The organism is Stenotrophomonas sp. YJH_SMC_127 (genome assembly GCF_059372445.1).
In genome coordinates, this window is sequence record NZ_JCAFVO010000010.1 from 96573 (window position 1) to 121836 (window position 25264).

Consider the following 25264-nt stretch of genomic DNA (forward strand, 5'->3'; position numbering starts at 1 on the left):
GCAACAGCCGGCGGATTGCCGCTATCGGCTGCCGGTGTCCAGAACAATCAAAGAGTTGCGAAACATCGCTGACAGAACGGCGCACGAAGTAGTGACATGATCACGACAACCGCGCGCGGAACGGTTTTGTCCGTCGCGTGCCTGCGGCCGGGGTTGCGACAGGGGTCAGATCCCTTCGCAGAAGGGATCTGACCCCGGGCCATGCCCGACGGATTCGATCAGCCGTCCAGCGCCTGCCGCAGCGCGGCCACGGTAGCGGTGGCGGTCTGGCTCCAGTCCGGGTCCAGACCGCGCAGCGCCGGGTTCTGGAACTGCATCGCCGAGCGGCGCAGGCCTTTTGCGGAGGCGTGCAGTTCGGTACAGCCGGTCTGCCGCGCGACGGTTGCGATGTTGCCCGGGGCCAATCCGGCGCCAGCCATCACCGTGATGCGCCCCGCCGCCTGGGTGACCAGGCCCGCCAGCACATCGGCACCGGCCTCGGCGCTGGCCTGCCCGCCCGAGGTCAGCACGCGCTGGCAGCCCAGCCCGATCACCTGCTCCAGCGCCGCCGGCAGATCGCGGGCGGCGTCGAAGGCGCGATGGAAGGTCACCTGCAACGGCCCGGCGGCCTGCACCAGTTCCCGGCACAGCGCCAGGTCGATGCCGCCCTGCACGTCCAGCGCGCCGATCACCACGCCATCGCAACCCAGCGCGCGGCACTGCGCGATGTCACGCAGCATCAGTTCGGTTTCCAGCGCGTCGTAGTGGAAGTCGCCCGGGCGTGGCCGCACCAGCACGAACAGCGGAATCGACAGGCGCTCGCGGGCCATCGCGATGCTGGCGAACGACGGCGTGGTGCCGCCCTCGGCCAGGTTGTCGAACAGTTCGATGCGGTCGGCGCCGCCAGCCTGCGCAGCCAGCGCCGAGGCCAGCGAGTTGCTGGCGATCTCCAGGGTCAGCCGCGTACTCACGCCTGGGTGCTCGTGTAGATCGACGGCGAGTCACGCAGGTCATCCTGGCGCTGCGCATCGCACACCGCATAGACGAAGCCACGATGCAGCGCATAGGCGCCGACCTCGCCCTGCTTGTTCATGGCCAGGAAGCACACCTGCAACGTTCTGCTCGCTTCCGGGCGCTTGCGCACCACGCGGTCGATGGCTTCACGGCAGGCCTGCGCCGGTGAACGCCCCTGGCGCATCAGCTCGACCACCAGGAACGAAGCCGCGTTGCGGATCATCTCTTCACCCACCCCCGAAGCAGTTGCCGCGCCGACGTCGTTGTCGACGTACAGGCCGGCGCCGATGATCGGACTGTCGCCAACGCGACCGTGCAGTTTCCACGCCATGCCGCTGGTGGTGCAGGCACCGGCCAGCTGGCCCTTGGCATCCAGTGCCAGCATGCCGATGGTGTCGTGGTTGTCGCTGTTGCCGGGAATGCCACGGCGCTCGGCATTGATCTGCGGCTGGTACTTCTCGGTCTTCAGCCACTCGCGCCAGGCCGCTTCGGCCTGCGGCGTCAGCAGATGCTTGCGCTCGAACCCCTGCTGCACCGCGAACTGCTGCGCGCCCTCGCCGACCAGCAGCACATGCGGGCTGTTCTCCATCACTTTGCGGGCCACCGACACCGGATGCAGGATGTCCACCAGCGCGGCCACTGCACCACAACGGCCATCGCCGTCCATGATGCTCGCATCCAGGCTCAGCACGCCGTCGCGATCCGGATTGCCGCAATGGCCAACGGTAGGGTTGCACAGCTCGCTCTCGGCCCAGCGTGCGCCCGCCTCCACCGCATCCAGCGCGCTGCCACCCTGCGCCAGCACCTTCCACGCGGCCTGGTTGGCCGGTACGCCGAAGTCCCAGGTGGAGACCACCCGGGCCCCACCCTGCGTGCGCGCCTGCACGCCCGGCAATGCCGCCATGCCTGCGGCCAGTGCACCGGCCTGCAGGAACTGCCTGCGATCCACCATTTTCCCCTCCCAGTCTGCAATGCACGGCCGGCCCGATGCCAACCCTGCCGATCAGTCGTGCGTGGGCTGCCGTGCGGCGTGCCAGACCGCTGCGCCGAGCACGCCCAGCTGGCCATGCTCCACGCGCCACACCGGCACCTGGCGCAGCACCTCGGTCAGCACGCCCTTGTTGAGGAAGCGCTCACGGAAGCGGCCATCGGCCAGGAAATCCTGCACATGCGCGGAAATGCCACCGGCCAGGTACACCGAGCGCGCGCCGACGGCGATCGCCGCGTCGCCGGCCAGGCTGCCCAGCCACGCACAGAAGACCTGCAACGTTTCCACCGCCAGTGCATCCTCACCGCCACGCGCGGCGCCGATCAGCGCCTCCGTACTGTTCCACACCGGGGTGACGCCGCGCAGTTCGCACAGGCACGGATACAGGTTCATCAGGCCGCTGCCGGACAGCACGCGCTCGTTGTCCACGTGCGGCCAACGCTGCAGCAGACGGCCCAGCACCTGCAGTTCCAGCGCGTTGCCGGCGCCCAGCGCGGCATGACCGATCTCGCTGGCCAGCACCGGACGCTCGCCATCAGCGAAACGCAGCGCGGCGCCCAGCCCGGTACCCGCGCCCAGCACCAGCGCCGGGAAGGCCTGCGCCGGATCGGCGTCGCCGTTCAGTGGCACCAGGGTTTCCGGCTGCAGGTAGGGGATGGCCAGCGCCACCGCTTCGAAATCATTGATCAGCTGCAGTTCGTGCAGCCCGGACTGCGCGCGGGTGGCCGACAGCGAGACCGTCCACGGCAGGTTCGAGTTGATCAGCACATCGCCATCCAGCAGGCCAGCGATGGCGACCACCGCGGTCTGCACCGGTTGGCCGAGGCCGGCGGTGAAATCGGCCAGGATCGCGGCCAGGCTGGAATGCTCGGCACAGGCATAGGTACGGTGGCTGCCCAGCAGCGGCGTCTGGCCGGGTCGGGTTTCTGCCAGCGCGAGCCGGGCAAAGGTGCCGCCGACATCGGCGACGACCAGACGGCGCGGAAGACCGCCGCGGGCGGAGTCGGAGGAAACCGTTGACGCTGCTGCGATGGTCACGCTGGCCTGCTTGGATCGATTGAATCGCCCCGATTCTCAGGCATCGGGACGGCTTTGCCTAGCGCGCCGGTGGTTCAGGTGAACCTACATGCCTTCCTGTTCGGCCACCTGCACCCCATCCACCAGCACGCGCAGGCGCTGTGGGCGGAAGCCGGCGAACAACAGCGGCCGGGTGCGCTCGACCAGCACTTCGTGGCCGGCGATGTGGCGCAGCCACGACTGTACCAGCGAGAACGAGAAGTGGGTGCCCGGATGCAGCGGGTGCTGCACCCAGACCTTCTCGGTGGCGCTCTGCAGCAGCATCGCGCCGGTGAACCAGTGGCGGCTGAGGGTCACCGGCGTGGTGCCGGCCATGAAGCGGATATCCATGCGGGGGCCTTTCGCTGGAGCGCTGGTGCGCGGGGGTCAGGGCTGGGCAGTCTGCAGGCTGTAGCTGGTGGTGGCGGTGAACACTGCGCCATCAGGCTGGGTGGAGCGTACCTCGACCTTATGGCTGCCCACTGCAAGATCGGTCGGCAGCGCGCCACGCCACAGGTGCGGCGACGCAGTGGCCTCCGGCGAACGGTCGTAGCCGCGCAGGCTGCTGGCCAGATCATCGGCCACGTTCTCCACCATCAGGCGCGGGTCGGGCTGGCTGACCTGCTTCATCGGCTGCCAGGCGCCGCCATCGACACGGTACTCGACCACGCTCCGATCCTCGCCCATGTAGACGTTGGCGTAGACACCCCACGCCGGGTAGGCCCCCTGGCGCAGCACCTTCGGCGCGTGCAGGCCGACCTGCTCGCTGGCCGGCCTGCCGGCCACGCGGTACTGCAGGCGATAGCTGCCGTTGCCGGCCACGTCGAGCAATGCATAGCCCTTCGGCGTGCCGTCGCTCATGGTGCTGTCCGGCACGCCAGCGGCATTCTTCACGCCCGACCAGAACGCACCGCAGTTGGCACCGACGTTGTATTCGTGCAGTGGCTTGTCGCCGTTCCAGCCCTCGGCCTTGCCGTGGTAGACGTGCTGCTGGGTGTGGCTGTGGCCGCTGAGCACCAGTACGTTGCGGAAGTCCTTCAGCAGGTCGAACAGGCGCTGGCGGTCAGCATGGCGGAAGGTCTCGCGCCCCGGCGCCGCGTCGAACAGCGGGATGTGCATGCCCAGCACCAGCAGGCGGTCCTTGTGCAGGCCCTTCAGGTAGCTGGCGAGGAAGGCGAACTGGTCTTCGCGCAGGCCGCCGATGTACTTCGGCCTGGCCTTGGGGTCGTACACCACGTCGTCCAGGAACACGAAACTGGCGCCGCCCTCTTCCACCGCGTAGGTGTCCGGGCCGTAGATGTTGCGCCAGCTGTCCAGTGAGTGTTCGTCGCTGGCCGCATCGAAGTCGAGGTCATGGTTGCCCGGCACGTGGAACCACGGCACGCCGAGTTCGGTGGTGACCTTGTTGATCGCCGGGTACAGGGTCAGGTCGTCGTTGACGATGTCGCCCAGGGTGGTGCCCATGCGTGCCCTGGTCTGGCCGACCAGTGGCGCCACGATCGACTGCTGGTAGTAGCCGATGTCCCTCAGGCTGGCGGTCTGCGAATCGGTGAATACCAGCATCTGGAAACCACGACGGCTGTCATGCCGATCCGACTGCAGGGCGAAGTCCCAGTTGCGGGTGACGTCGCTGGTCGCGGCGATGCCGCCGTACTTCAGCGCCGGCGAGCCGTTCGGGCGGTAGTGGCGCCAGAACGAAGGCAGGCCGTCCGCCGCCTTCGGGAAGGCGTAGGCATCGGGCTTGATCACGAATACGGTCTGGCCGTCGCGCACCGGCAGGCTGTAGCTGCCGTCAGCGGCAGTCTTGACGATGGTCTCGCCGTTGGAAACCTGCACCCCGGCCAGGCCCGGATCGGTCGCACCGCGGCCGGGCTTGCCGTCACGCTCCAGATAGACCTTGCCGCTGACCACGGTGTCCGCGGCCCAGGCCGGCGAGGTCAGCAACAGGCAGCACAGCCAGGCGGCAGGCAGTTTCATGGGCGGTCCGGGAAAGAAAGACCGCCTATTGTAGATTCCGTTGATGACATCGCGCACGCGGTGACGCATTCCCGGTAGTGCCGGCCGCTGGCCGGCAACCTCATGATCGTCGGGCATCGGCTGGTTGCCGGCCAGCGGCCGGCACTACCACGCTTCAACGATGGCGTTTTTCCAGCACCGCGCGCGCATCATCCAGCGACAGCCCGCGCGCGCGCAGCAGCACCAGCAGGTGGTACAGCAGGTCCGACGCCTCGCCCAGCAATGCCTCATCATCCTGCGCCACGGCGGCCAATGCGGTCTCCACGCCCTCCTCACCCACCTTCTGCGCGATGCGGCGGATGCCGCCTTCAAACAGGCTGGTGGTGTAGCTGCCGGGAGGGCGCTGCGCGTCACGCATGGCCACCAGCTGGCCCAGCCCACCCAGGAAATCCTTCGGCGCCTGGTCGAAACAGCTCTCGGCACCGGTGTGGCAGGTCGGCCCGGCCGGGCGCGCCATCACCAGCAGCGTATCGGCGTCGCAGTCGACACGGATCGACTGCACCACCAGCACGTTGCCGGACTGCTCGCCCTTGGTCCACAACCGCTGCTTGCTGCGGCTGAAAAAGGTCATGTGGCCGATGGCCAGCGTAGCCGCCAGCGATTCGGCGCTGACATAGCCCAGCATCAGCACCTGCAGGGTATCGGCATCCTGCACCACGGCCGGCAGCAGGCCGTCGCCCTTGCCCCAGTCCAGCGCCTGCAGCGCATCCAGCGATGGCCTCACTTCAATAGACATCCCGCACCTCGATCTGCTGTCCGCGCAGGTAGCGCTTCAATTCTGGAATGGCGATGGTGCCGCTGTGGAACACACTGGCCGCCAACGCACCGTCGACGTCGGCCTGGTCGAAGGCGTCGGCGAAGTGCTCCATCGCTCCGGCACCACCGGATGCAATCAGCGGCACCTGGCACAGCGCCCGCGCCTGCTGCAGCTGCACGACATCGTAGCCACGGCGCACACCGTCGCTGTCCATGCAGTTCAGCACGATCTCACCGGCTCCACGCCGTTGCGCTTCGACGATCCAGTCGAGCGTGCGCAGCGGCACCGCCTGGGTCTTGTCCGGATCGCCGCTGAAACGACGCACCCGCCATTGCCCGTCGGCCTCGCGCACCGAATCGACCCCCACCACAACGCACTGCACGCCGAACTCGTCCGCCAGCTCGGTGATCAGCTCCGGCCGGCCCAGCGCCGGCGAATTGATCGACACCTTGTCGGCACCGGCGAACAGCACGCGGCGCGCGGTTTCCACGCTGTCGATGCCACCGGCCACGCAGAACGGAATGTCGATCAGGCGCGCGATGCGCTCGATCCACGCCACGTCCACCGAACGCGCTTCGGGACTGGCGCCGATGTCATAGAACACCAGCTCGTCCGCGCCCTGGTCGCGATAGCGCTGCGCCAACTCGGCGATGTCGCCCATGTCGACGTGATCGCGGAAGCGCACGCCCTTGACCACGCGGCCATCGCGCACGTCCAGGCACGGAATGATGCGGCGGCTCAACATGCCAACGCCTCGCTCAGGTCCATGCGCTGCTCCAGCAGTGCCTTGCCGAGGATGGCACCGCCGCAGCCGGCAGCACGCGCCTCGGCCACATCGGCCACGTCACGGATGCCACCGGACGCCTGCACCGCCACACCCGGCAACAGCGCCGACAGGTGCTGGTACAGGCTGATGTTGGGCCCGGCCAGCATGCCGTCGCGGGCGATGTCGGTGCACAGCAGATGGCGCATGCCGGCGCGTGCGTAGCGCCGGGCCAGGTCATCCAGGGTCACCCCGGCATTCTTGGTCCATCCGTGCACCGGCAGCTGCCATTGCCCCTGGGCGTCCTGGCGCGCGTCCAGCGCAATCGTGATGCGATCGGCGCCGAATTCCTCCAGCCAGCCGACCACTTCATCGGGACGACGCACCGCCAGCGAACCCACCACCACGCGGCCGGCGCCAGCTTCGAGGATGCGCGCCACATCGTCGCGGCCGCGCACGCCACCGCCGGTCTGCACCTGCAGCGGGGTCTGCGCGCGAATGGATGCCAACAGCGGCGCCAGCGTGTAGCCACCGGCCCGTGCGGCATCCAGGTCGACCAGGTGCATCCACTGCGCGCCCTGCGCGGCGAAGGCCTGCGCGCGCGGCACAGGGTCATCCCCATAGGAGGTTTCCTGCGCGTAGTCGCCCTGGCGCAGCCGCACCACGCGGCCGTCGCGGATATCCAGCGCGGGGTAGACGATGAAACTCATGCAGCAGTGCCCTCGAGGAAGTTGCGCAGCATCAGCGAGCCGGTCTCGCCGGAGCGCTCGGGATGGAACTGTGCGCCGTAGTAGCGCCCCTGCTCCACCACGGCGGTGAACAGGCCACCGTGGTCGCAGGCAGCGACGGTGTGGGTATTGAGCGGCGCCGCATAGCTGTGCACGAAGTAGGCGCTGGCGCGTTCCGGCACGCCCTGCAGCAACAGCGATTCGCGCAGCGGCAGCAGGCGGTTCCAGCCCATGTGCGGCACGCGGATGCCACAGGCCGGCACCAGCTTGCGTACCACGCCCGGAATCAGTCCCAGTGTCTCTACGCCCGCTTCCTCGGAGCGTTCGAACAGCAGCTGCATGCCAAGGCAGATGCCCATCAACGGCACCTCCAGTCGCTGCAGCGGTTCCACCAGGCCCTGAGCGTGCAGGCGCTGCATGCCGGGACCGGCGGCGCCGACGCCGGGCAGGATCACCCGCCGCGCACCAACCAGGCCGTCCGCATCGCGCACCAGCCGCACCGTCGCGCCCAGGCGCTCCAGTGCGTAGCGCACCGAGCCCAGGTTGGCGCCACCGGCATCGATCAGCGCAACATCGCTCACAACGCCCCCTTGGTACTCGGCAGTGCCGTGCCCTGCCGGGCCAGCGCCGGACGCAGCGCGCGCGCCAGCGCCTTGAAGCAGGCCTCCACCTTGTGGTGATCATTGTCGCCGCGCACCTGCAGGTTGAGGTTCAAACCGCTGGCATCGCACAGCGAACGGAAGAAGTGCGGCACCAGCTCGGTCGGCATATCGCCCACGCGCTCGCGCTTGAACTCGCCCTCGAACACGAAATAGGGACGGCCGCTGAAGTCCAGCGCAGCGCTGGCCAGGGTCTCGTCCATGGGCAGGGTGAAGCCGTAACGGCCAATGCCGCGCTTGTCGCCCAACGCCTCGCGCAGGGCCTGGCCCAGGGCCAGCCCGGTGTCCTCGATGGTGTGGTGCTCGTCGATGTGCAGGTCACCCTCGGCCTGGATGTCCAGCGCGAAGCCGCCGTGCTTGCCGATCTGCTCCAGCATGTGGTCGAAGAACGGCAGGCCGGTGGCAATGCGTGCATCGCCCGCGCGGTCCAGGTCCAGCTCAACGCGGATCTTCGTTTCTTTGGTGCTGCGCTGGACAACGGCGGTGCGCGGCGCGTCGGCCAGCGCATGGGCGATTCCCGGCCAGTCCCACTGCCCACCAAACTGCGCGGTGCGCAGCTGGAAACCACGGATGTTGAGGTTGGCGGCAAACTGCAGGTCGGTGATCCGGTCACCGACCATGCCCGAGCGTGCCCAGTCGATGCTGCGGTCCTGCAGGTAGGCGGTCATCAGGCCGATGCCCGGCTTGCGGGTCGGCGCATTGTCCTGCGGCCAGCTGGAATCGATCAGCACGTCACGGAAGGTGATGCCCTGGCTCTCGAAGATCTGCAGCATCAGGTCGTTGGGGCCATCGAAGCTGGCGCGCGGGTAGCTGTCGCTGCCGAGGCCGTCCTGGTTGGTGACGATCACGAACTGGTAGCCGGCATCACGCAGCTTCAGCAGCGCCGGGATCACCTGCGGCACGAAGCGCAGCTTTTCGTAGGCGTCGATCTGGAAGTCGGACGGCTCCTCGATGAGAGTGCCGTCGCGGTCAATGAACAGGATCGGGGTCATGCTGCGGCCCTCCGCGCCGACAGGGCCGCAAGCACGCGGTCATTCTCTTCGGGGCTGCCGATGCTGATGCGCAGCGCATCACCCAGCTGCGGCGCAGCGCGCTGGTCGCGCACCACCACGCCCGCAGCCAGCAGCGTATCGAACGCGGACTGGGGATCGGCGAAGCGGACCAGCAGGTAGTTGCCGGCCGAGGCATACACCCGGCACACGCCGGGCAGGCCGACCAGGGCTGCACGCAGGCGCTCGCGCTCGGCGATCACCGTGGTCACGCGCTCGGCGGTGCGCGCCAGCGCGGCCGGCTGCAGTGCCTGCACGGCCAGTTCCGCGCACGGCGTCGGCACCGGGTACGGCGCCTGGCAGCGACGCAGCAGGGCAATCAGCTCCGGGGCAGCGATCAGCGTGCCAACGCGGGCGGCCGCGAGCGCGTGCGCCTTCGACAGCGTGCGCAGCACCGCCAGATTGGCGTGCGCGGCCAGCAACGTGGTCGCCGACGGCCGTTGTGCATACTCGACATAGGCCTCGTCCACCACGACCAGCGCCTGCCCGCGCAGCGCAACCGCCACGCGCTCGACCTCATCCAGGGCGATGTCACTGCCGGCCGGGTTCGACGGCGCACACAGGAACACCAGCTTGGCACCCTGCGCCTTGGCCGCGTCGATCACCGCATCCAGATCGGTGCGCAGTCCATCCTCGCTGTCCACCAGCGGCACTTCAATCAAGGCGGCACCCTGCAGGCGTGCGCAGACGGCGTACATGCCAAACACCGGCGGCGTGACCAGCACGCCATCGCGACCCGGCACGCACAGCGCGCGCACCAGCAGATCAATGGCTTCGTCGCTGCCGCGACCGATCAGCAGCTGCTGTGGCGTCACGCCGTACAGCGCCGCCAGTCCCTCGCGCAGCGCGAGCGGCTGCGGCTCCGGATAGCGCCGGCTGCTGCCTGCGGGATCGGCCGCATTGGCCCAGGCCGACTCATTGGCATTCAACCAGACCTCGCCCTGCACCGCCGCGCTGCGTGCCGAGCTGTAGCCGGCGAAGGCCTGCAGGTCCGGGCGCACCAGTGCCAGCACCTCATCGATCGCCGCGCTCATGCCGCCACCTCCATGCGCAACGCAACGGCACGCTCGTGCGCATCCAGGCCTTCGGCACGGGCGATGATGCGCGCGCAGCCGCCGATCGCGGCCAGGCCGGCGGCGCTGGCGCTCTGCACGCTGATCAGGTTCTGGAAGCTGGCAACGCTCACGCCGCTGTAGGCACGCGCGGCACCGGCGGTGGGCAATACGTGGTTGGTGCCGCTGCAGTAGTCACCCAGTGCTTCGGGGGTGTAATCGCCCAGGAACACCGAGCCGGCCGCCTGCACCTTGTCCAGCCATGCGCGCGGATCACGCAGGGCCAGGATCAGGTGCTCTGGTGCATAGCGGTTGCTGATCGCGAACGCCTCGTCCAACGCATCGACCTGCACCAGCCGCGATGCCGACAGTGCCTGGCGCGCGATCTGCTGGCGCGGCAGCAGGGCCACCTGGCGCTCAACCTCGGCTTCGACCGCCGCCAGCATCACGGCGTCGTCGGTCAGCAGCAGCACCTGAGAATCCGGACCGTGCTCGGCCTGCGACAGCAGGTCGGCGGCGACGAACGCCGGATTGGCGCCAGCATCGGCAATCACCAGCACCTCCGAAGGACCGGCAGGCATGTCGATGGCGGCGGCGCCGTCCTGTGCGACCTGCTGCTTGGCTTCGGTAACGAAGCTGTTGCCCGGCCCGAACAGCTTGTCGCAGGCCGGAATGCTGGCCGTGCCATAGGCCATCGCCGCGATCGCCTGCGCGCCGCCCAGCTTGAACACGCGCTGCACGCCGGTCAGGCGGGCGGCTACCAGCACTGCCGGATCGGCACTGCCGTCGGCGCGCGGCGGGGTGCACAGCACCACCTGCGGGCAACCGGCCAGCTGCGCCGGAACGCCCAGCATCAACGCGGTGGACGGCAACGGCGCGCTGCCAGCCGGTACGTACAGGCCCACCCGGCCGATCGGGCGCAGCATGCGTTCGCAGACCACGCCCGGCGCGGTTTCAACTGCATAGCCTTTGCCCATGCCAGCGGCGTGGAAGCGCGCAATGCGTTCGGCGGCGTCCACCATCGCCTGTCGCAGTTCGGCGGGCACGGCGGCTTCGGCAGCGGCGAATTCGGCTTCGGAAACTTCAAACGAGGCCAGCTCGACGCCATCGAAACGCGCCGTAATCGCACGCAGCGCATCGTCGCCCTGTGCACGCACCTGCGCGATCAGGGCCGCTACGGCATCGCGGGTCTGCTGCGCCACGGCCTGCACCGGGCGGGTCAATGCCGCGCTGCGCGCGGCCTCATCAAGCCGGGACCAGATCAGACGGTTCATGCCAGCGATCGCTCCACGCTCAGTACCATCAGGCCCTGCGCGCCCGCGCGCTCGAGTTCTTCCATGCGCTGCCAGCTCAGCGGGCCGGGGCACATGGTCTGCAGGCGCAGCGCGCCACCATCGGCCGGCAGCCGCACCAGCGGCTCGGCATCGGCCAGCAGCTGCGCCAGCGCGTCGACGCGATCTTCGCTGGCACGGAACATCAGCAGCTTGCGGTCCTGGCGCTGCACCACGCCGTCGAGGCGGCGCAGCAGCATCGCGCGCAGCGATGCACGTGCGTCATCCGGCACGCGCATCGCACCAGCCAGCACCGCCTCGCTGTCGAGCAGGTTGTGTACCGGGGTCAACTGGTTGGCACGCAGCGTGGCGCCGCTGGAGACCAGATCGCAGATCAGGTCGGCGGTACCCAGGCGCGGGGCGATTTCCACCGACCCGGACAGCTCGACCACCTGCGCGTCCACGCCCTGCTCCGCCAGCCACTGCTTGAGGATGGCCGGGTAGCTGGTGGCGATGCGGGTGCCGGCCAGCTGCGCCGGACCCTGCCACTGCCATTCCTCGGGCACCGCCAGCATCAGCCGGCACTGGCCGAAGCCCAGCCCGCGCAGCGCCTGGTAGGCGTCCGGCAGGCCGATCTGGCGACGCGCTGCGGCCTGCTCGTCCAGTTCATTGCGACCGACGATGCCGAGGTCGCAGACGCCATCGGCGATCAGGCCGGGGATGTCGTCGTCGCGCACCAGCAACAGGTCCACCGGCAGCGATTCGCCGTAGCAGAACAGCTTGTCGCGGCTTTCGCGCCAGCTCAGACCACAGGCGCTGAGCAGGTTGCGGGCGGGCTCGGCCAGCCGGCCACTCTTCTGGATGGCGATACGCAGCCGGTCTCGTGCCGGCGCTGCCTGGGTTGCACTCATGGGGGAGGTCTCGAAGTTCGGAACGGGGCGCGGATCAGCGCGAAGCAAGGCGGTCGATGGCGGCGGCATAGCCTCGATGGCCATGCTCGAGCGTGCGTGCCACCCGTCCGGTGGTGGTCACGCTGACGCCGGTGCGCTCGTGGATCTCGCGGTACGGCACGCCCTGCTGCAGCAGCGGCACCACCTTCCAGCGGTCGGCCATGGCCTCCAGCTCGGCCGGGGTGCACAGGTCGCGCAGGAAGGCCTCGACCTGCTCCGGCTCGCGCAGCGCGGCAAAGGCCCGGGCCAGGGCTTCCAGGTCGGCCTTCGGGTCTTTGGCGGCAATCTCGAGGCGGGCTTTCACGGGGTCGGGTCCATGCATCAATGTAATAGCGCGTTAGTACATTAGCGCATTCTTGCGCAGTGCGTCAAATCGGAGCCTCCAGGGGTCAGATCCGTTTTCCAAAGGAAAACGGATCTGACCCCTGGACCGGATGCCGGAAATGCAGAACGCCCACCAAAGGGCGGGCGTTCTGCTTTCAAATCAACAACCTGGCTCGACTCAGGGCAGGCAACGCACCTCCGCCTGCAGCGTCCCGCGCCGCGGGCACTCCCCGAACAGGCTGCCCTGCCGGCTCGGCAGGGACTGGATGTTCTGCAACGCCCCTGCACCCGCCGGGCACGTCCGCGAGGCCAGGGCCCGCAGGTCGCCCTCAAGCTGCGCGCGGTCGATCACGTGACAGCGATCAACCTGCAGCCGGTACTGCGCCGGGCCCAGCCGATCACTGCGCAGCACCGGGTCACTCTGGCAGCCCGCCAACAGGAGCACGGTGAGTACCCCTGCGACGGCCGGCTTCACACCATCGCCCTGGACTGCTCCAGCTCCACCAGCAGGGTGCTGGCCAGCTCGTCGCGCGACACTTCGAACTGCTGTTCACGCAGCAGGTCCTTCACCGCCACCACGCCGCGCGCGAGCTCGTCTTCACCGGCCAGCACCACGAAGCGGATGCCGGCCTTGGCCGCGTACTGGAACTGCTTGCCGATCTTCTTCGGCTCCATCTGCACTTCGGTATTGATGCCACCGGCGCGCAGGCGGCGCGCGATGTCCAGCGACTGCGGCATGCCCTGCTCGTCCATCAGCGCCACCAGCGCCTGCACGCTGCTGGCTTCGATGCCGTCGATCAGGCCCGCCTCGCGCAGCTGCCAGAACAGGCGCGACAGGCCGATGGAGATACCCACGCCCGGCAGCTTCGACTTGCTGTAGTGGCTGGCCAGGTCTTCGTAACGGCCGCCCGAACAGATCGAGCCGATCTGCGGGTGGTCGGTCAGCGTGGTCTCGTAGACGGTGCCGGTGTAATAGTCCAGGCCGCGCGCAATGGAGAAGTTCAGGCAGTATGCGGTTTCCGGCACGCCCAGCGCCTGCACCAGCTGCAGCACTTCGCGCAGTTCGGCGACGCCGGTACGCAGGATCTCCGAAGAACCGGCGTCGGCTTCCAGCGTGGCCAGCTGCGCCAGCGCATCGGCATGGCCCTGCGAACGCACAGCGACGAAGGCCAGGATCTTCTCGACCTGTTCTGCCGGGATGTTGAAGCCCTCGCCCACCAGCGTCTCGCGAACGTAATCGGCGCCACGCTTGTCCAGCTTGTCCACTTCGCGCAGCACCGCCAGCTGGCGCTCGCCTTCAGCCACGCCCAGGCTCTCGAAGAAGCCGCGCATCAGCTTGCGGTTGTTCAGCTGGATGCTGAAGTCACCGATGCGCAGTTCCGAGAACACCGCATGGATGACCGCCAGCACTTCAGCGTCGTACCGCACGCTCAGGCTGTCCTTGCCGATCACGTCGATGTCGCACTGGTAGAACTCGCGGAAACGACCGCGCTGGGCACGCTCGCCGCGGTACACGCGCTGCATCTGGTAACGGCGGAACGGGAAGGTCAGTTCGTGTTCGTGCTCGGCCACGTAGCGTGCCAGCGGCACGGTCAGGTCGAAGCGCAGCGCCATTTCCGGCAGCGAACGGTCGCCCGACTCGGCCGCGTTGGCCAGCGCGCCGGTGGACTGCACGAAATACACCTGGCGCTCGGTCTCACCACCGGACTTGGTCAGCAGCACGTCGGACAGCTCGAACACCGGCGTCTCCACCGGCAGGAACCCGAAGCGCTCGTAGTTGCGGCGGATGACGTCCAGCATGCGCTGGAACGCAATCTGCTCGCGCGGCAGCAGCTCAAGGGTGCCGGGCGGGGTACGGGGCTTGATCACGGGCGGAACTCCTGCTGGAACGGGACGTGGGAGGGGGCAACATTCTAGCGCCCCCGCCTCCGGCAGGGTCGAACGGCCGCTTGAAGTATCATAAGGCCCTCCCCGCCCGCGATACGCCCCCCGCAACATGTCACGGCCTTCCGGCGCTCCGCCCGCCACCAACGATCCCGCCTCGCCGTCCTGCACCACGCTGGACTGCCTGCACTGCTCGGTTCGGCACCTTGCGGTGTGCTCGGCGCTGTCGCCAGACGAAGTGCAGGCGCTGGAACAGGTCACCGTCTCGCAGCAGGTCAGCATGGGCAGCACGCTGGCCCGCACCGGCGAAGAGCGCGACCATGTCTATACATTGACCGCCGGCGCACTGCGCCTGGTGCGCACCCTGGCCGACGGCCGGCGCCAGATCAACGGTTTCGTGCTGCCCGGCGACTACCTGGGCCTGAGCGGCAGCGACCACCACCGCTACGACATCGAGGCCATCGCCGACAGCCGCGTGTGCCGCGTCGCGCTGCCACAGATGAAGGCCCTGCGCAGCCGCTTCCCGCACCTGGAGCGCAAGCTGCTGCAGCGCGCCTGCCAGGAACTGGATGCCGCACAGGATGCTGCGCTGGCGCTGGCACGCCTGCAGCCGGCCGAGAAGCTGGCCGATTTCCTGCTGCGCCTGGCCGCGCGCGAGGCCAAGCTGGGGGGCGACGGCCTGCGCGTGTCGCTGCCGATGGGCCGCGGCGATATCGCCGACCATCTGGGCCTGACCATGGAAACGGTCAGCCGCACCTTCACCAAGCTGCGCCAGCAGGGGCTGATCGCCCTGCCCCACCTGAACGTGGTGGAGATCCTCGACGAGGATGGGCTGCGCACGCTGGCCGGTGAAGGGTTGATCTGACCGTATCGCGGCTGGTTGGGTTGCCGGCCAGCGGCCGGCACTACCGGAAGGATGCAACACGGGTGGTGCCGGCCGCTGGCCGGCAACCGCCTCCATCTGCGATCAACGCAGCAACACCTCGCGCAACGCCGCGTAATCTGCCGCCAATGGTTCGGCGTGCGCCGGTCGCTGCAGCAACGCATCCAGCGCAGGCGGCACCGCCACCGTTTCGCCGATCAGCGGCTCGACCACAGCCTCGAACTTGGCTGGATGCGCCGTAGCCACCACCGCCCAGTCGCCCTTGGCACCGCGCGCGCGCAGATCCTGCAGCACCTTCACCGCCGTCGCCGTGTGCGGGCAGAACAGCTCGCCGCGGCTGGCATGCGCTGCCGCAATCGTCGCGCGGATGGTCACGTCATCCACCGCGAACGCGCGGAAAGCTGCACGCAGCTCTGCGTCGTCGCCGTGGTAGAGCCAGCGCAGTCGCTCGAAGTTGCTCGGCGCACCCACGTCCATTGCATTGGCCACCGTCGCCACACTGGCCTGCGGCTGGTAGTCGCCACCATTGAAGTACGCCGGCAGCACGGCATTGGCATTGGTGGCCAGCACGACCTGGCCGATCGGCACGCCCAGCGCGCGCGCCAGCACGGCCGCCATCGCGTTGCCCAGATTGCCGGTCGGCACCACCAGGTTGAGCCGGCGACGATGCGCGGCGTAGTGGGTCAACGCTGCATGCGCGTAGTAGCTCATCTGCGGCAGCAGTCGGCCCAGGCTGATGCTGTTGGCCGAGCTCAACGGCACCTGCGCCTGCAGTTCGCGGTCGGCCAGCGCCTGCTTGACCATCGCCTGGCAATCGTCGAATGCGCCCGTCACGCGCAGGGCCTGGATGTTGTCGCCGAAACAACCGAGCTGATGCGCCTGGCGCGGAGACACGCGGCCCTCCGGATACAGCACCACCACGCGCACGCCCGGCTGGCGATGGAAGGCCGCCGCAACGGCGGCACCCGTATCGCCGGACGTGGCGACGACGATCGTCAGATCGCGATCCTTGCCGCCCTGCAGGCGCGACAGCGTACCGGCCAGGAAGCGCGCGCCGATATCCTTGAATGCCGCCGTCGGCCCATGGAACAGCTCCAGCACATGGTCACCCTCGCCGAGCGCACGCAGCGGTACCGGGAAGTCGAACGCTTCGCGGCAGATCCCCGGAAGCGCAGTCTCGAGTGCATCGCCCGCAAAGAACGGTGCCAGCAGATCGGCGGCGGTATCGGCCAGGGTCGCCCCGGCCTGCAGCTCGCGCGCGGCCGGCAGATGCGCGGGAACATACAGCCCGCCATCGGGCGCCAATCCGGCGGCGATCGCCGCGCTGAGGCCAACGGCGGGCGACTGGCCGCGGGTCGAAACAAATTGCATGGGATCGGTTTCCAGAGAAGGGGAAGGATTCAGCACAGCCGGGCTCCCGGCGCATCCAGCGGCGATACCCAGGCGTCACTGCCGAAGCCGGCCGCAGCGAACGCTGCCTGCACCGGCGCCACGGCGGCACGGGCCTGGTCGGCATCCTCGAACCAGGCGAACACACTGGGTCCGGCACCGGAGATGCCCGCGCCCATTGCATGGGCCGACAGCGCTGCATCACGGGCGGCCTCGAAGCCGGCAATCAATCCGGCCCGTCGCGGTTCGATCAGCACGTCGCGCAGTCCCGCGCGTACCAGCGTCGCATCACTGCGATGGCAACCACTGAGCACCAGCGCGAGGTTCGCGCTCTGGGCCACGAACTCGCCCAGCGCATAGCTGCCCTGCAGGGCCTGGCGGGCACGGCGCGTTTCCAGCACCGCGTGCGGATGCACCAGCAGGCTGTGCCAGCTGGCAGGCACCGGGACCGGCAACAGGCGATCGGCCGTACACAGCGCCAGACCACCCAGCAGCAGCGGGCCGACGTTGTCACCGTGACGGCCACCACTGGCCACCGCCTCACCGTCCAGCGCGTAGGGGTACAGCGCTTCGCGCGGCAACGGGGCCTGCAGCAGCGCATTGGCGGCGACCAGCGCCGCGACACTCGACGCTGCCGAACCGCCCATGCCGGAACCGAACGGGATGCCCTTGTCGATCTCCACCGCGAATCCGAAATCCAGGCCCAGGCCTTCGCGCAGCGACATCAGCGCAGCCCCGGCGGTGTTGCCGGCGGCGTCCAGTGGCAGCGCGACGGCACTGCCACGGATCGCATCGATCCGCACCGCCGGCTCGTCGATGCGGCGCACGCTCACGGTATCGCCGATACCGGCAATGGCATGGCCGAGAATGTCAAAGCCCACTGCCACGTTGGCCACCGAGGCAGGCGCGAACGCACGTGCGATCACAGCCGCGCTCCTTCACCGGCGGCGACCCGCAGCAGGTCCGCGAACACACCCGCTGCCGTCACCTCCGGACCCGCACCCGGCCCCTGCACCACCAACGGGTTGTCGCAGTAGCGACGGGTGCGGAACTGCACCACGTTGTCGGTCAGCCGCAGGTTGGCGAAGGCATGATCGGCCGGCAGTTCCTGCAGCCCCACCGAGGCGCCGTCGGCACCCAGCTGTGCCACATAGCGCAGCACCGCGCCACGCGCCCGCGCATCCTGCAGGCGTTGCAGCAGGCTGGCGTCGGACTCGCCCAGCCGCGCCATGAAGTCATCCACGCTGCCCTCGCGCAGCAGCGCCGGCACCAGGCTTTCCACTTCCACCTGCTCAAGACTGAGCGGGTGGCCGGCTTCGCGGGCCAGGATCACCAGCTTGCGCGCCACGTCCACGCCCGAAAGATCGTCACGCGGGTCCGGCTCGGTGTAGCCCATCGACCGCGCCTGCGCGACCAGCTGCGAGAACGGCTGGCTGCCATCGAAGCGGTTGAACAGCCAGGCCAGCGTGCCGGAGAAGATGCCTTCGATGGCCAGCACCTCGTCACCGGTATCGACCAGGTCACGCAGCGTGGTGATCACCGGCAGGCCCGCGCCCACCGTGGCCTCGTAGCGGAAACGCGCACCACTGGCCGCCGCCGCGGCGCGGATGCGCTGGTAGCGCGGCAGCGGCCCGGCGCCGGCCTGTTTGTTCGGGGTGACCACGTGGATGCCGGCTGCCAACCAGCCCTCATAGCGCTCGGCCACCTCGGCACTGCCACTGCAGTCGATCACCACCGCATGCGGCAGGTGCGCGGCCAGCAGGTGTTCGGTGAAGCGATCCAGATCGCTGGGCTCACCCGCCTGCTGAAGGGCTTCGCGCCAGTCGGCATGCAGCCCATCCGCATCCAGCCGCATGCGCGAACGCGAGGCCAGTGCGCGCAGGCGCAGGTCGACATTGGCCTTGGCCAGCAACTGCGGGCGCGCGGCCAGCAGCTGGTCCAGCAGCGCGGCACCGACGTTGCCAGGCCCGATCACACCCACCGCGAAGGTCTGCGGCGACAGCCAGAAGCCGGCATGCGCGGCGCGCAGGGCGCGGGTGGCATCGGCACTGTCCACCGCCACCGAAATGTTGCGCTCGGACGAGCCCTGCGCGATTGCCAGGATGTTCACCTGCGCGCGGCCCAGCGCCTCGAACAGGCGCGCCGCCACGCCAGGTTGGCCGGCCATGCCGTCGCCCACTGCCGCCAGAACGCTGACGCCCTCGCTGACCTGCACGCGCTGCACCTGGCCCACCGACAGCTCATGCGCAAACGCATGCAGCAGCGCCTCGCGGCCACGTGCAGCTTCGGCGGCGCGCACCACGCAGCAGATCGAATGTTCCGACGAACCCTGCGAGATCATCACCACCGACACCTGCGCCTGGCGCAGGGCAGCGAATACGCGCTCTGCAGTGCCTGGCACGCCGATCAGGCCGGTGCCTTCCAGGTTCAACAGGGCCAGGCCCGGGCTCAGGGTCAGGCCCTTTACCGGCCCACGCGGCGAGCGCTCGGCACTGATGCGCGTACCCGGATGCGCCGGTTGGAACGTATTGCGGATGAAGATCGGCAGGCCCAGGCGGATCGCCGGCGACATCGTCTGCGGGTGCACCACTTTGGCGCCGAAGTAGGCCAGTTCGCAGGCCTCGTCGTAGCTGAGCGATTCGAGCTGCACGGCTTCGGGTACCAGGCGCGGGTCGGCCGACAGCACGCCGTCGACGTCGGTCCAGATGTGCAGTTCATCGGCATTGAACAGCGCGGCGAAGATCGCGCCGGAGTAGTCACTGCCGTTGCGGCCCAGGGTGGTGATGCGGTCATCACGGTCACGCGCGACGAAACCGGTGGCGACCAGGCGCGGCTGAGGATGCTGCAGGCGCCATTGCGCGAGGCGGTCGGCGCTGGCTTCCCAGTCGACATCGACGCCCAGCTCGCCATGCCCGACCACCAGCACATCGCGCGCATCGAGCACCGCACAGTCTTCGCCCAAGGCACGCAGGTGGGTGCCAAGCAGCTGCGCGGAGAACACTTCGCCCAGGCCCTGCACGCGGTCCAGCACCTCGCGCGGCAGCTCGCCGATCACCGCCAGCGCCGCCAGCACTTCGGCCAGCTGATCGAAGCGGGCGTCGATCCATTCGACCGTCTCGCCGACCTGCTCGCCCAGCAGCGCCACGGCGGCGCCACGGTGGCGCGCGCGCAGGGCATGCCAGGCCTCGCGCCAACCCTGGTCACCCTTTGCCGCCAGCTGCGCGAGATCGATCAGCGCGTCGGTGACCCCCTTCATCGCCGAGACGACAGTGACCTGCAGCGACTCAGGACGGGCCAGCAGCAGGCCGGCAACATGGCGATAGCGTTCGGCATCGGCCACCGAGGTGCCGCCGAACTTGTGCACGACAGTGGACGGTGCAGCCAGATCGGCCGGGGCAACGGGATGGGCGGGGGCGTGGGAAGACATGCAGACCTCGGTAGGAGGCCCCGCCGCATGCAGGTGTCGAGTTTCCCCGCCACCTGGATGGTGCGGGGCCGTGGTTTTCGGGAGTTACACGAAGACGACGGGCCGCACCAGGGCAGTGGTGACGGTGGTGGTGGTAATGGTGGTGGTGGCGACCGGCGCAGTCGGACCGCCCGCAATGGCGGGGGCGATCAGGCTGGCGTGGGCGGCATCAAGGACCATGACGCACAGAAAACACTGTGCGCCGGTCCGCTGTCAAGTGCTGCGATGCAAAAAATCATTGCGGCGATCATCGGCCAACGTGCCGACATTTGGTTGCATCTGAGACCAAGACGGCGTCAGCACGCTTGACGCCCACATTCAGCCTGCATGTTCGGCGATCGCCCGTGGCGAGCGATGGGCATGCGCGCACAGCATCACGCCGGCCACCAGAAACACGATCGCCAGCGCCTCCAGCAGCGAGGGCCAGCGCTGCTGCCAGGCGAAGGCATACGCCAGCGCGAACAGCGTCTCGAACACGATCATCTGCCCGGTCAGGGTCAGCGGCAGCAGGCGGCTGGCGCGGTTCCAGAACGCGTTGCCGAGGATCGAGGCCACCACTGCCACGCCGGCGCTGATCGCCCAGAAGCCCCCCCACTGTGCCGCGGTGTGATTGCCGGTGTGGCCGATGAAGGCCGTCGGCACCAGCAGCAGGGCCAGGCCGCCAGTGGTGACGCCGGTCAGCAACGACCAGTCGTGGCTGGACAGGTCCGGCCGGCGTGCCAGCCAGCGACTGTTGCCGATCGAGTACAGCGCCCACGAGAACAGCGCGCCGAACGCACAGAGCAGGCCGATCAGGCGCTGCCGCCACGGTGTTGCGAGGTATTCGGACATCAATGCTTCCCAGCCCACCAGCGCCACGCCGAGCACGCACAGGCCCAGCGCCGGCAGCAGCTGCTTCAACGGCACCGCGCCCTGCTCGCGCACGCCAACCAAAGTGACCACCACCGGAATCAGGCCGACAATCAATGACGCCGCCGCGCCACCGGCCCACTGCACCGCCGTGGCCAGCAGCAGGAAGTACACCAGGTTGCCGGCCAGGCTCAGCCACAGCAGCCCGAACCATTCGGCGCGGCCCAGCCGCGGTGCCAGCCGCTTCCAGCGCGGCAGCAGCAGAGCGATGGCAATCAGGCCATAGACCAGGTAGCGACCGGCGGACAGTTGCAGGGCATTGAACGACTGCAGCACGGCGGGCGCGAGAAAGACCACGCCCCACAGCGCGCCAGCGGCAACGCCATTGGCGATGCCCAGGGCCATCGGGTTGTTGCGCATTCGGGTTCTTCGGGGGAAGAGAACGGGCCGCGCAGTGTAAGCGCTGGCCAGCGGGCGCTCTTGACCGAGGCTATTGCCTTGTCATCTCTGTAGAGCCGAGCCAATGCTCGGCTGCGATTGGCCGCTGTGCAGATAAGGGCAGCCGAGCGTGGGCTCGGCTCTGCAGGTCAGATGGCGCCCCTGCGCCAGGCGGCCGGCGTCTGCCCGCACTCACGACGCAGCGCACGGGTCAGTGCACTCTGCTCGGAATAGCCTGCCGCCAGCGCGATATCGCTGATCGGCGCCGCACTGGTACGCAGTTGGTGCTTGGCCCAACGCAACCGGCTTGCACTGAGCCAGGCCTGCGGGCTCAGCCCGAACTCCCGCTGGAACAGCGCATGCAACCGGCTTTCGCTGACGCCGACGAAGGCGGCCATGCGTGCTACCGGCCACGCCTGGCCAGGATCAACCTGCACCGCCGCGCACAGGCCCTGCAGGCGCGCACCACTGCCCGCCGGTGCGAACACCTGGAGCAGCTGCGGCAACAGGGCCGGCAGTGCCTGGCCCTCACACACCTGCGCCAGGCGCTGTCGCAGCGCCAGTGGCAGATGCAGCCAGCGCTGGCGGCACAGGTGTTCCTGGGTACCGTCATCGAGCACACCCGGGGGGCAGTCGACGATCACGAAAGCATTCGGGCCATCGGCCATCTGGTCGTGTGCTTCGCCAGCCGCGACGAAGGCCCCCTGCAGCAGGTCCAGGCGACCACCGCGGCCTTGCATCTCGAACTGCAGTTCGCCCTGCAGCGGCAGCACCCACTGCGCGTAGTCATGACGGTCCAGGCCGGTGGCCTGGCCGTAGTGCCGCAGGTGGAAAATCGCGCCCATATGACGAGTGTGCGCGTGCTGGCATTTCCCTGCAACGCGGCCCCGGCACCGGCCATGCTATGTTCCAGCCAGTTACAGACGCAGGGATGGCAGGATGAACAGCATGATCCGATTGCTTCCGCTGGCACTGGCCAGCGCCTTACCCCTGGCCGCCCTGGCCCAGGCGGCATCCGCGCCATCGGCCGCCGAGCGCATCGCACCTGCACCGCACTGCCTGGACGCACGTGACGTACGCCAGGTCGAGCAGGAGACGCCGACCGCCATCGCGGTCCGTGATGGCAGGGGCCAGGCCTTCCGCATCGACTTCAGCGCAGCCTGCCCGGGTGTCAACGAAGCCAGCGCACTGCGGCTGGAGGCGCCTTCGGGCTGGGCCTGCGGCCGCCCCAGTGAACAGGTGATGGTGGATGGCCGCCGCTGCGGCGTCGGCAGTGTCACCCCCATCGACAACCGGGAGTTCGCCAGCACCGCTCGCCAGAGCAGCCGCCTGTACGCGGCCACCCTGCCGCCGGTGAACGTGACCGCCACAGGCAAGCCCAGCCGTGGCGGCAGCAGCCCGCGCCATACCTTCCAGGCCTCGCCAGCGTTCTGCTTCGCCACCCGCCATGTGCGCAGCTGGAACGAGGATCCGCAAGGCGTGGTGGTGGAGACCAATCCGCGCCGCAATGGCGGCAATCGCTACTACCGCGTCGAACTGGCCGGCAGCTGCTCGATCCTGGCCGGGGCGACCTCGGTGGAATTCCAGTCCGGTTTCCAGAACGGCCTGATCTGTGGCAATCCGGGCGATCGCATCGTGGAGACGCCGTCCGGAATCCCCGGCGACATGCGCGCCAGCACGCCGCGCTTCGCCCGCCCGGGCTGCAGCGTGCTGGCGGTCTATCCGAAGGACGCGCCGGACCAGGCCTCGCGCTAGCCGTCCACGCCGAGGAAGGCGAATGGTGCACTGGGTACGAAGTGACCCAATGCATCGCCGGCGAAGGTGTTGCGCTGGTCCTTGCCAAGGTCGAGCTTGAGCACCTGGCCGCCGAAATCGACCTTGTTCAGATCGATCCAGAAGGTGTTGGGGGTCAGCGCCGATTCGAAGAAGTACAACCGCCGCTTGTGGTCGGCCACCGTGCGCCAGCGCGTCGATGAGATGTTCGGCTCGCCCGGCGTGGTGATGCCATACGGCACCGACGCATTGCGGATCACGCTGAACACGCTGGCCAGCGCTTCCACCGGGTCCTCGGCCTTGGGAATGGCGTTGATGTAGAACGACGCACGCGCGAAGCGGTCGGACGAGCGGTTGGTACCTGGCAGCATCACCGTGCCACCGATCTGCTGCCAGTAGCTGTTGAGTGCCAGCTGCTGCTCGAAGATCGGCGAGTTGGTCATCACCTGGTAGCGCCGGTCATGGTGGATCACCTGGCGCCCCCCGATGTACTCGACGATGGCACTGTCGCCGCTCGCGTCGGACAGCGACAGATGCAGCGTTGCCTGGCGGTCCTCGCCCGGCACCTTGTCGGTGACAATCGAGTACGGCTCACGCTTCAGCGCCGCCACCGCCTCGTCCACGGTCGCGAAATTGTCCAGCACATACTGCGCCCACAGCGAAATCGCCAGTCCCGGCTTGTTGCCGCGCTGCTGCGGATACTCCGATTCGACCAGCCACAGCAGGTTGGCCACCAGGCCCTTCTCGTTCATGCCATCGGTGGTCGACACGTCGTAGCCGGTGGCCACCACCGAACCATAGCGCGCTGTCCAGGCCAGCGACTTCGGTCCGGCCTGGCCGGTGCGCGCGATGCCGCGCGGCAGCACGTAGAGATTGGTGGCCACGTCGACCTTCCAGTCCATCGAGCGTGCGGTGATCACATCACCGTTGTCACCCAGGTACACCGCGCGCGTGCAGGCCAGCGCCGGTGCCACCGCAGCGGCCAGTGCGACCGCCAGCATTGCCCTGCCCGTCCACTTCATCCGTACCATGTCGTTGTGCTCCTTTCCCCGTGAACCCCGGATCTGACCGCACGCAGGGTGACACAGGGGTGAAGCCTCAGCGTACGACCCGATCGTGCAGCCAGAAACCTGCAAGCATCGCAGGCACGAACCACAGCGCTTCACGCGATGCGACTGCCAGCCCGGCGATGGCCGGTCCCGGGCAATAGCCAGCCCATCCCCAGCCGATACCGAACAGTGCGGCGCCCAGCAGCAGGCGCGCATCGACATCACGCGCACTGGGCAGCTGGAAGCGCACCGCGAACCACGGCTGCGCGCGGCGCAGCACCCAGCGCTGGCCGACCGCACTGACCAGCAGCGCCGAGCCCAGCACCCACACCAGGGCGGGATCGAAATCACCTGCAATGTCGAGGAAGCCGAGCACACGGCGCGCGTCGGTCATCCCCGAAAGCGCCAGCCCCGCACCGAACAGCGCACCCGCCGCTGCCGCGGCCCCTGTCGCGCGGCTCATGCCAGGCCTCCGCCGTGGCGGATCAGGAACGTCGTCAGCATCGCGCAGGCCATGAACACCAGCACCGCCAGCAGCGAGCGCTTCGAGCCGCGAGCCATGCCACAGACGCCGTGACCACTGGTACAGCCACTGCCCAAGCGGGTGCCGAAGCCCACCAGCAGGCCGGCGCCGATCAACTGCCAGGCAGGCAAGGCATCGCGCAACTGTACCCGCGGCAACCCGTCGGGCAGCGACTGCCACCACAGCACCAGCCCGGCCGCCGCGAGCAGGCCAGACAGGAAGGCCCAGCGCCATCCGCGCTCGCCTTCCGCTGCGCGCAGGCTGCCTGCGGCGATCCCGCTGATACCGGCCACACGCCCGAGGGTGGCGAGCAGCAGCACTGCGGCGGCGCCGATCAACCCACCGCCGGCTACCGCAGTCCACGGCAGGTTCATGCCCTGCCCTCATTCACGCCCTTCATGGGA

General features: G+C 68.7%; 27 protein-coding genes. 3 read left to right on the forward strand and 24 right to left on the reverse strand.

Features of this window, described 5'->3' with window-relative positions; translation table 11 throughout:
• Positions 1-218: 218 nt before the first annotated feature.
• The 16 genes from AC5QAB_RS18355 to hisS all read right to left on the reverse strand — a co-directional run bounded on the left by AC5QAB_RS18355 (position 219) and on the right by hisS (position 14475).
• Positions 219-950: a copper homeostasis protein CutC gene (locus tag AC5QAB_RS18355; RefSeq protein ID WP_164167546.1), complete on the reverse strand. Its 732-nt coding sequence runs from the start codon at positions 948-950 to the stop codon at positions 219-221.
• Positions 947-1945 carry a glycosylasparaginase gene (locus AC5QAB_RS18360; RefSeq protein ID WP_041863371.1) on the reverse strand — a complete coding sequence of 333 codons (999 nt, stop codon included), beginning with the start codon at positions 1943-1945 and terminating at the stop codon, positions 947-949. Before AC5QAB_RS18360 ends, AC5QAB_RS18355 begins: the two co-directional genes overlap by 4 nt.
• Positions 1946-1996: 51 nt before the next feature.
• Positions 1997-3019, reverse strand: coding sequence for a glucokinase (locus AC5QAB_RS18365; RefSeq protein WP_032957988.1), 1023 nt, complete (start codon positions 3017-3019; stop codon positions 1997-1999).
• Between the two features lie 84 nt (positions 3020-3103).
• Positions 3104-3388 carry a hypothetical protein gene (locus AC5QAB_RS18370; protein ID WP_005409434.1) on the reverse strand — a complete coding sequence of 95 codons (285 nt, stop codon included), beginning with the start codon at positions 3386-3388 and terminating at the stop codon, positions 3104-3106.
• 36 nt (positions 3389-3424) lie between these two features.
• Positions 3425-5014: a calcineurin-like phosphoesterase C-terminal domain-containing protein gene (locus AC5QAB_RS18375; protein ID WP_197561915.1), complete on the reverse strand. Its 1590-nt coding sequence runs from the start codon at positions 5012-5014 to the stop codon at positions 3425-3427.
• A gap of 154 nt (positions 5015-5168) precedes the next feature.
• A complete protein-coding gene (hisIE, locus tag AC5QAB_RS18380; protein ID WP_014646954.1) occupies positions 5169-5789 on the reverse strand; it encodes a bifunctional phosphoribosyl-AMP cyclohydrolase/phosphoribosyl-ATP diphosphatase HisIE in 621 nt (206 codons plus the stop codon).
• Positions 5779-6555: an imidazole glycerol phosphate synthase subunit HisF gene (gene hisF / locus AC5QAB_RS18385; protein ID WP_164110612.1), complete on the reverse strand. Its 777-nt coding sequence runs from the start codon at positions 6553-6555 to the stop codon at positions 5779-5781. Before hisF ends, hisIE begins: the two co-directional genes overlap by 11 nt.
• A complete protein-coding gene (hisA, locus tag AC5QAB_RS18390) occupies positions 6549-7283 on the reverse strand; it encodes a 1-(5-phosphoribosyl)-5-[(5-phosphoribosylamino)methylideneamino]imidazole-4-carboxamide isomerase (RefSeq protein WP_164110610.1) in 735 nt (244 codons plus the stop codon). Before hisA ends, hisF begins: the two co-directional genes overlap by 7 nt.
• Positions 7280-7882, reverse strand: a complete 603-nt coding sequence (gene hisH, locus AC5QAB_RS18395) for an imidazole glycerol phosphate synthase subunit HisH (protein ID WP_032957991.1) — start codon at positions 7880-7882, stop codon at positions 7280-7282. Before hisH ends, hisA begins: the two co-directional genes overlap by 4 nt.
• Positions 7879-8952: a bifunctional histidinol-phosphatase/imidazoleglycerol-phosphate dehydratase HisB gene (gene hisB, locus AC5QAB_RS18400; protein WP_197561170.1), complete on the reverse strand. Its 1074-nt coding sequence runs from the start codon at positions 8950-8952 to the stop codon at positions 7879-7881. The genes hisH and hisB overlap by 4 nt, the downstream gene beginning before the upstream one ends.
• Positions 8949-10043, reverse strand: coding sequence for a histidinol-phosphate transaminase (hisC, locus tag AC5QAB_RS18405; protein WP_049440829.1), 1095 nt, complete (start codon positions 10041-10043; stop codon positions 8949-8951). Before hisC ends, hisB begins: the two co-directional genes overlap by 4 nt.
• Positions 10040-11335, reverse strand: a complete 1296-nt coding sequence (hisD, locus tag AC5QAB_RS18410; RefSeq protein WP_032957995.1) for a histidinol dehydrogenase — start codon at positions 11333-11335, stop codon at positions 10040-10042. The genes hisC and hisD overlap by 4 nt, the downstream gene beginning before the upstream one ends.
• On the reverse strand, positions 11332-12243 hold the full coding sequence (hisG, locus tag AC5QAB_RS18415; protein ID WP_032957997.1) for an ATP phosphoribosyltransferase: 912 nt from the start codon (positions 12241-12243) through the stop codon (positions 11332-11334). Before hisG ends, hisD begins: the two co-directional genes overlap by 4 nt.
• 34 nt (positions 12244-12277) lie before the next feature.
• Entirely contained in the window at positions 12278-12604 is a 327-nt protein-coding gene (locus AC5QAB_RS18420; protein ID WP_241883817.1) for a YerC/YecD family TrpR-related protein, read from the reverse strand.
• A gap of 180 nt (positions 12605-12784) precedes the next feature.
• Positions 12785-13051: a hypothetical protein gene (locus AC5QAB_RS18425; protein ID WP_229767322.1), complete on the reverse strand. Its 267-nt coding sequence runs from the start codon at positions 13049-13051 to the stop codon at positions 12785-12787.
• A gap of 26 nt (positions 13052-13077) precedes the next feature.
• A complete protein-coding gene (gene hisS / locus AC5QAB_RS18430; protein WP_032958002.1) occupies positions 13078-14475 on the reverse strand; it encodes a histidine--tRNA ligase in 1398 nt (465 codons plus the stop codon).
• A gap of 127 nt (positions 14476-14602) precedes the next feature.
• Here hisS and AC5QAB_RS18435 point away from each other — a divergent pair, with 127 nt between their 5' ends.
• On the forward strand, positions 14603-15355 hold the full coding sequence (locus AC5QAB_RS18435; RefSeq protein WP_010482595.1) for a Crp/Fnr family transcriptional regulator: 753 nt from the start codon (positions 14603-14605) through the stop codon (positions 15353-15355).
• Positions 15356-15457: 102 nt separating this feature from the next.
• Here AC5QAB_RS18435 and thrC read toward each other — a convergent pair whose 3' ends face one another.
• The 3 genes from thrC to thrA are packed head-to-tail and all read right to left on the reverse strand — an operon-like array spanning position 15458 to position 20189.
• Positions 15458-16744, reverse strand: coding sequence for a threonine synthase (gene thrC / locus AC5QAB_RS18440; RefSeq protein WP_049440821.1), 1287 nt, complete (start codon positions 16742-16744; stop codon positions 15458-15460).
• A gap of 29 nt (positions 16745-16773) precedes the next feature.
• Positions 16774-17688 (reverse strand): homoserine kinase, encoded by a 915-nt coding sequence (locus tag AC5QAB_RS18445; RefSeq protein ID WP_197561171.1) that lies wholly within the window; start codon positions 17686-17688, stop codon positions 16774-16776.
• On the reverse strand, positions 17685-20189 hold the full coding sequence (thrA, locus tag AC5QAB_RS18450; protein WP_197561172.1) for a bifunctional aspartate kinase/homoserine dehydrogenase I: 2505 nt from the start codon (positions 20187-20189) through the stop codon (positions 17685-17687). Before thrA ends, AC5QAB_RS18445 begins: the two co-directional genes overlap by 4 nt.
• 27 nt (positions 20190-20216) lie before the next feature.
• On the opposite strand from thrA, the gene AC5QAB_RS18455 reads away from it, so the two are divergent.
• Positions 20217-20537 carry a hypothetical protein gene (locus tag AC5QAB_RS18455; protein WP_197561173.1) on the forward strand — a complete coding sequence of 107 codons (321 nt, stop codon included), beginning with the start codon at positions 20217-20219 and terminating at the stop codon, positions 20535-20537.
• Positions 20538-20546: 9 nt separating this feature from the next.
• On the opposite strand, the gene AC5QAB_RS18460 is transcribed toward AC5QAB_RS18455, so the two are convergent.
• Positions 20547-21497 carry an EamA family transporter gene (locus AC5QAB_RS18460; RefSeq protein WP_197561174.1) on the reverse strand — a complete coding sequence of 317 codons (951 nt, stop codon included), beginning with the start codon at positions 21495-21497 and terminating at the stop codon, positions 20547-20549.
• Between the two features lie 167 nt (positions 21498-21664).
• Positions 21665-22360, reverse strand: a complete 696-nt coding sequence (locus AC5QAB_RS18465) for a helix-turn-helix transcriptional regulator (RefSeq protein ID WP_014646939.1) — start codon at positions 22358-22360, stop codon at positions 21665-21667.
• A gap of 103 nt (positions 22361-22463) precedes the next feature.
• On the opposite strand from AC5QAB_RS18465, the gene AC5QAB_RS18470 reads away from it, so the two are divergent.
• The gene (locus tag AC5QAB_RS18470) at positions 22464-23270 is read left to right on the forward strand and encodes a DUF6491 family protein (protein WP_495233544.1); all 807 of its coding nucleotides are present in this window, start codon (positions 22464-22466) and stop codon (positions 23268-23270) included.
• On the opposite strand, the gene AC5QAB_RS18475 is transcribed toward AC5QAB_RS18470, so the two are convergent.
• The 3 genes from AC5QAB_RS18475 to AC5QAB_RS18485 form a co-directional block, all read right to left on the reverse strand.
• Positions 23267-24319: a linear amide C-N hydrolase gene (locus AC5QAB_RS18475; protein WP_014646937.1), complete on the reverse strand. Its 1053-nt coding sequence runs from the start codon at positions 24317-24319 to the stop codon at positions 23267-23269. The genes AC5QAB_RS18470 and AC5QAB_RS18475 overlap by 4 nt on opposite strands.
• Before the next feature lie 67 nt (positions 24320-24386).
• Positions 24387-24800, reverse strand: coding sequence for a DUF6691 family protein (locus tag AC5QAB_RS18480; protein ID WP_032957674.1), 414 nt, complete (start codon positions 24798-24800; stop codon positions 24387-24389).
• Positions 24797-25234: a YeeE/YedE family protein gene (locus AC5QAB_RS18485; RefSeq protein ID WP_032957673.1), complete on the reverse strand. Its 438-nt coding sequence runs from the start codon at positions 25232-25234 to the stop codon at positions 24797-24799. The genes AC5QAB_RS18480 and AC5QAB_RS18485 overlap by 4 nt, the downstream gene beginning before the upstream one ends.
• Positions 25235-25264 lie beyond the last annotated feature (30 nt).

Bases quoted from the DNA above. Each gene is read 5' to 3' on its own strand.
- AC5QAB_RS18360 (WP_041863371.1), bottom strand. From the start codon at position 1,945: ATGGTGGATCGCAGGCAGTTCCTGCAGGCCGGTGCACTGGCCGCAGGC.
- AC5QAB_RS18370 (WP_005409434.1), bottom strand. From the start codon at position 3,388: ATGGATATCCGCTTCATGGCCGGCACCACGCCGGTGACCCTCAGCCGC.
- AC5QAB_RS18375 (WP_197561915.1), bottom strand. From the start codon at position 5,014: ATGAAACTGCCTGCCGCCTGGCTGTGCTGCCTGTTGCTGACCTCGCCG.
- hisIE (WP_014646954.1), bottom strand. From the start codon at position 5,789: ATGTCTATTGAAGTGAGGCCATCGCTGGATGCGCTGCAGGCGCTGGAC.
- hisF (WP_164110612.1), bottom strand. From the start codon at position 6,555: ATGTTGAGCCGCCGCATCATTCCGTGCCTGGACGTGCGCGATGGCCGC.
- hisA (WP_164110610.1), bottom strand. From the start codon at position 7,283: ATGAGTTTCATCGTCTACCCCGCGCTGGATATCCGCGACGGCCGCGTG.
- hisB (WP_197561170.1), bottom strand. From the start codon at position 8,952: ATGACCCCGATCCTGTTCATTGACCGCGACGGCACTCTCATCGAGGAG.
- hisC (WP_049440829.1), bottom strand. From the start codon at position 10,043: ATGAGCGCGGCGATCGATGAGGTGCTGGCACTGGTGCGCCCGGACCTG.
- hisD (WP_032957995.1), bottom strand. From the start codon at position 11,335: ATGAACCGTCTGATCTGGTCCCGGCTTGATGAGGCCGCGCGCAGCGCG.
- hisG (WP_032957997.1), bottom strand. From the start codon at position 12,243: ATGAGTGCAACCCAGGCAGCGCCGGCACGAGACCGGCTGCGTATCGCC.
- AC5QAB_RS18420 (WP_241883817.1), bottom strand. From the start codon at position 12,604: ATGCATGGACCCGACCCCGTGAAAGCCCGCCTCGAGATTGCCGCCAAA.
- AC5QAB_RS18435 (WP_010482595.1), top strand. From the start codon at position 14,603: ATGTCACGGCCTTCCGGCGCTCCGCCCGCCACCAACGATCCCGCCTCG.
- thrC (WP_049440821.1), bottom strand. From the start codon at position 16,744: ATGCAATTTGTTTCGACCCGCGGCCAGTCGCCCGCCGTTGGCCTCAGC.
- thrA (WP_197561172.1), bottom strand. From the start codon at position 20,189: ATGTCTTCCCACGCCCCCGCCCATCCCGTTGCCCCGGCCGATCTGGCT.
- AC5QAB_RS18455 (WP_197561173.1), top strand. From the start codon at position 20,217: ATGCAGGTGTCGAGTTTCCCCGCCACCTGGATGGTGCGGGGCCGTGGT.
- AC5QAB_RS18460 (WP_197561174.1), bottom strand. From the start codon at position 21,497: ATGCGCAACAACCCGATGGCCCTGGGCATCGCCAATGGCGTTGCCGCT.
- AC5QAB_RS18465 (WP_014646939.1), bottom strand. From the start codon at position 22,360: ATGGGCGCGATTTTCCACCTGCGGCACTACGGCCAGGCCACCGGCCTG.
- AC5QAB_RS18470 (WP_495233544.1), top strand. From the start codon at position 22,464: ATGATCCGATTGCTTCCGCTGGCACTGGCCAGCGCCTTACCCCTGGCC.
- AC5QAB_RS18475 (WP_014646937.1), bottom strand. From the start codon at position 24,319: ATGGTACGGATGAAGTGGACGGGCAGGGCAATGCTGGCGGTCGCACTG.
- AC5QAB_RS18480 (WP_032957674.1), bottom strand. From the start codon at position 24,800: ATGAGCCGCGCGACAGGGGCCGCGGCAGCGGCGGGTGCGCTGTTCGGT.
- AC5QAB_RS18485 (WP_032957673.1), bottom strand. From the start codon at position 25,234: ATGAACCTGCCGTGGACTGCGGTAGCCGGCGGTGGGTTGATCGGCGCC.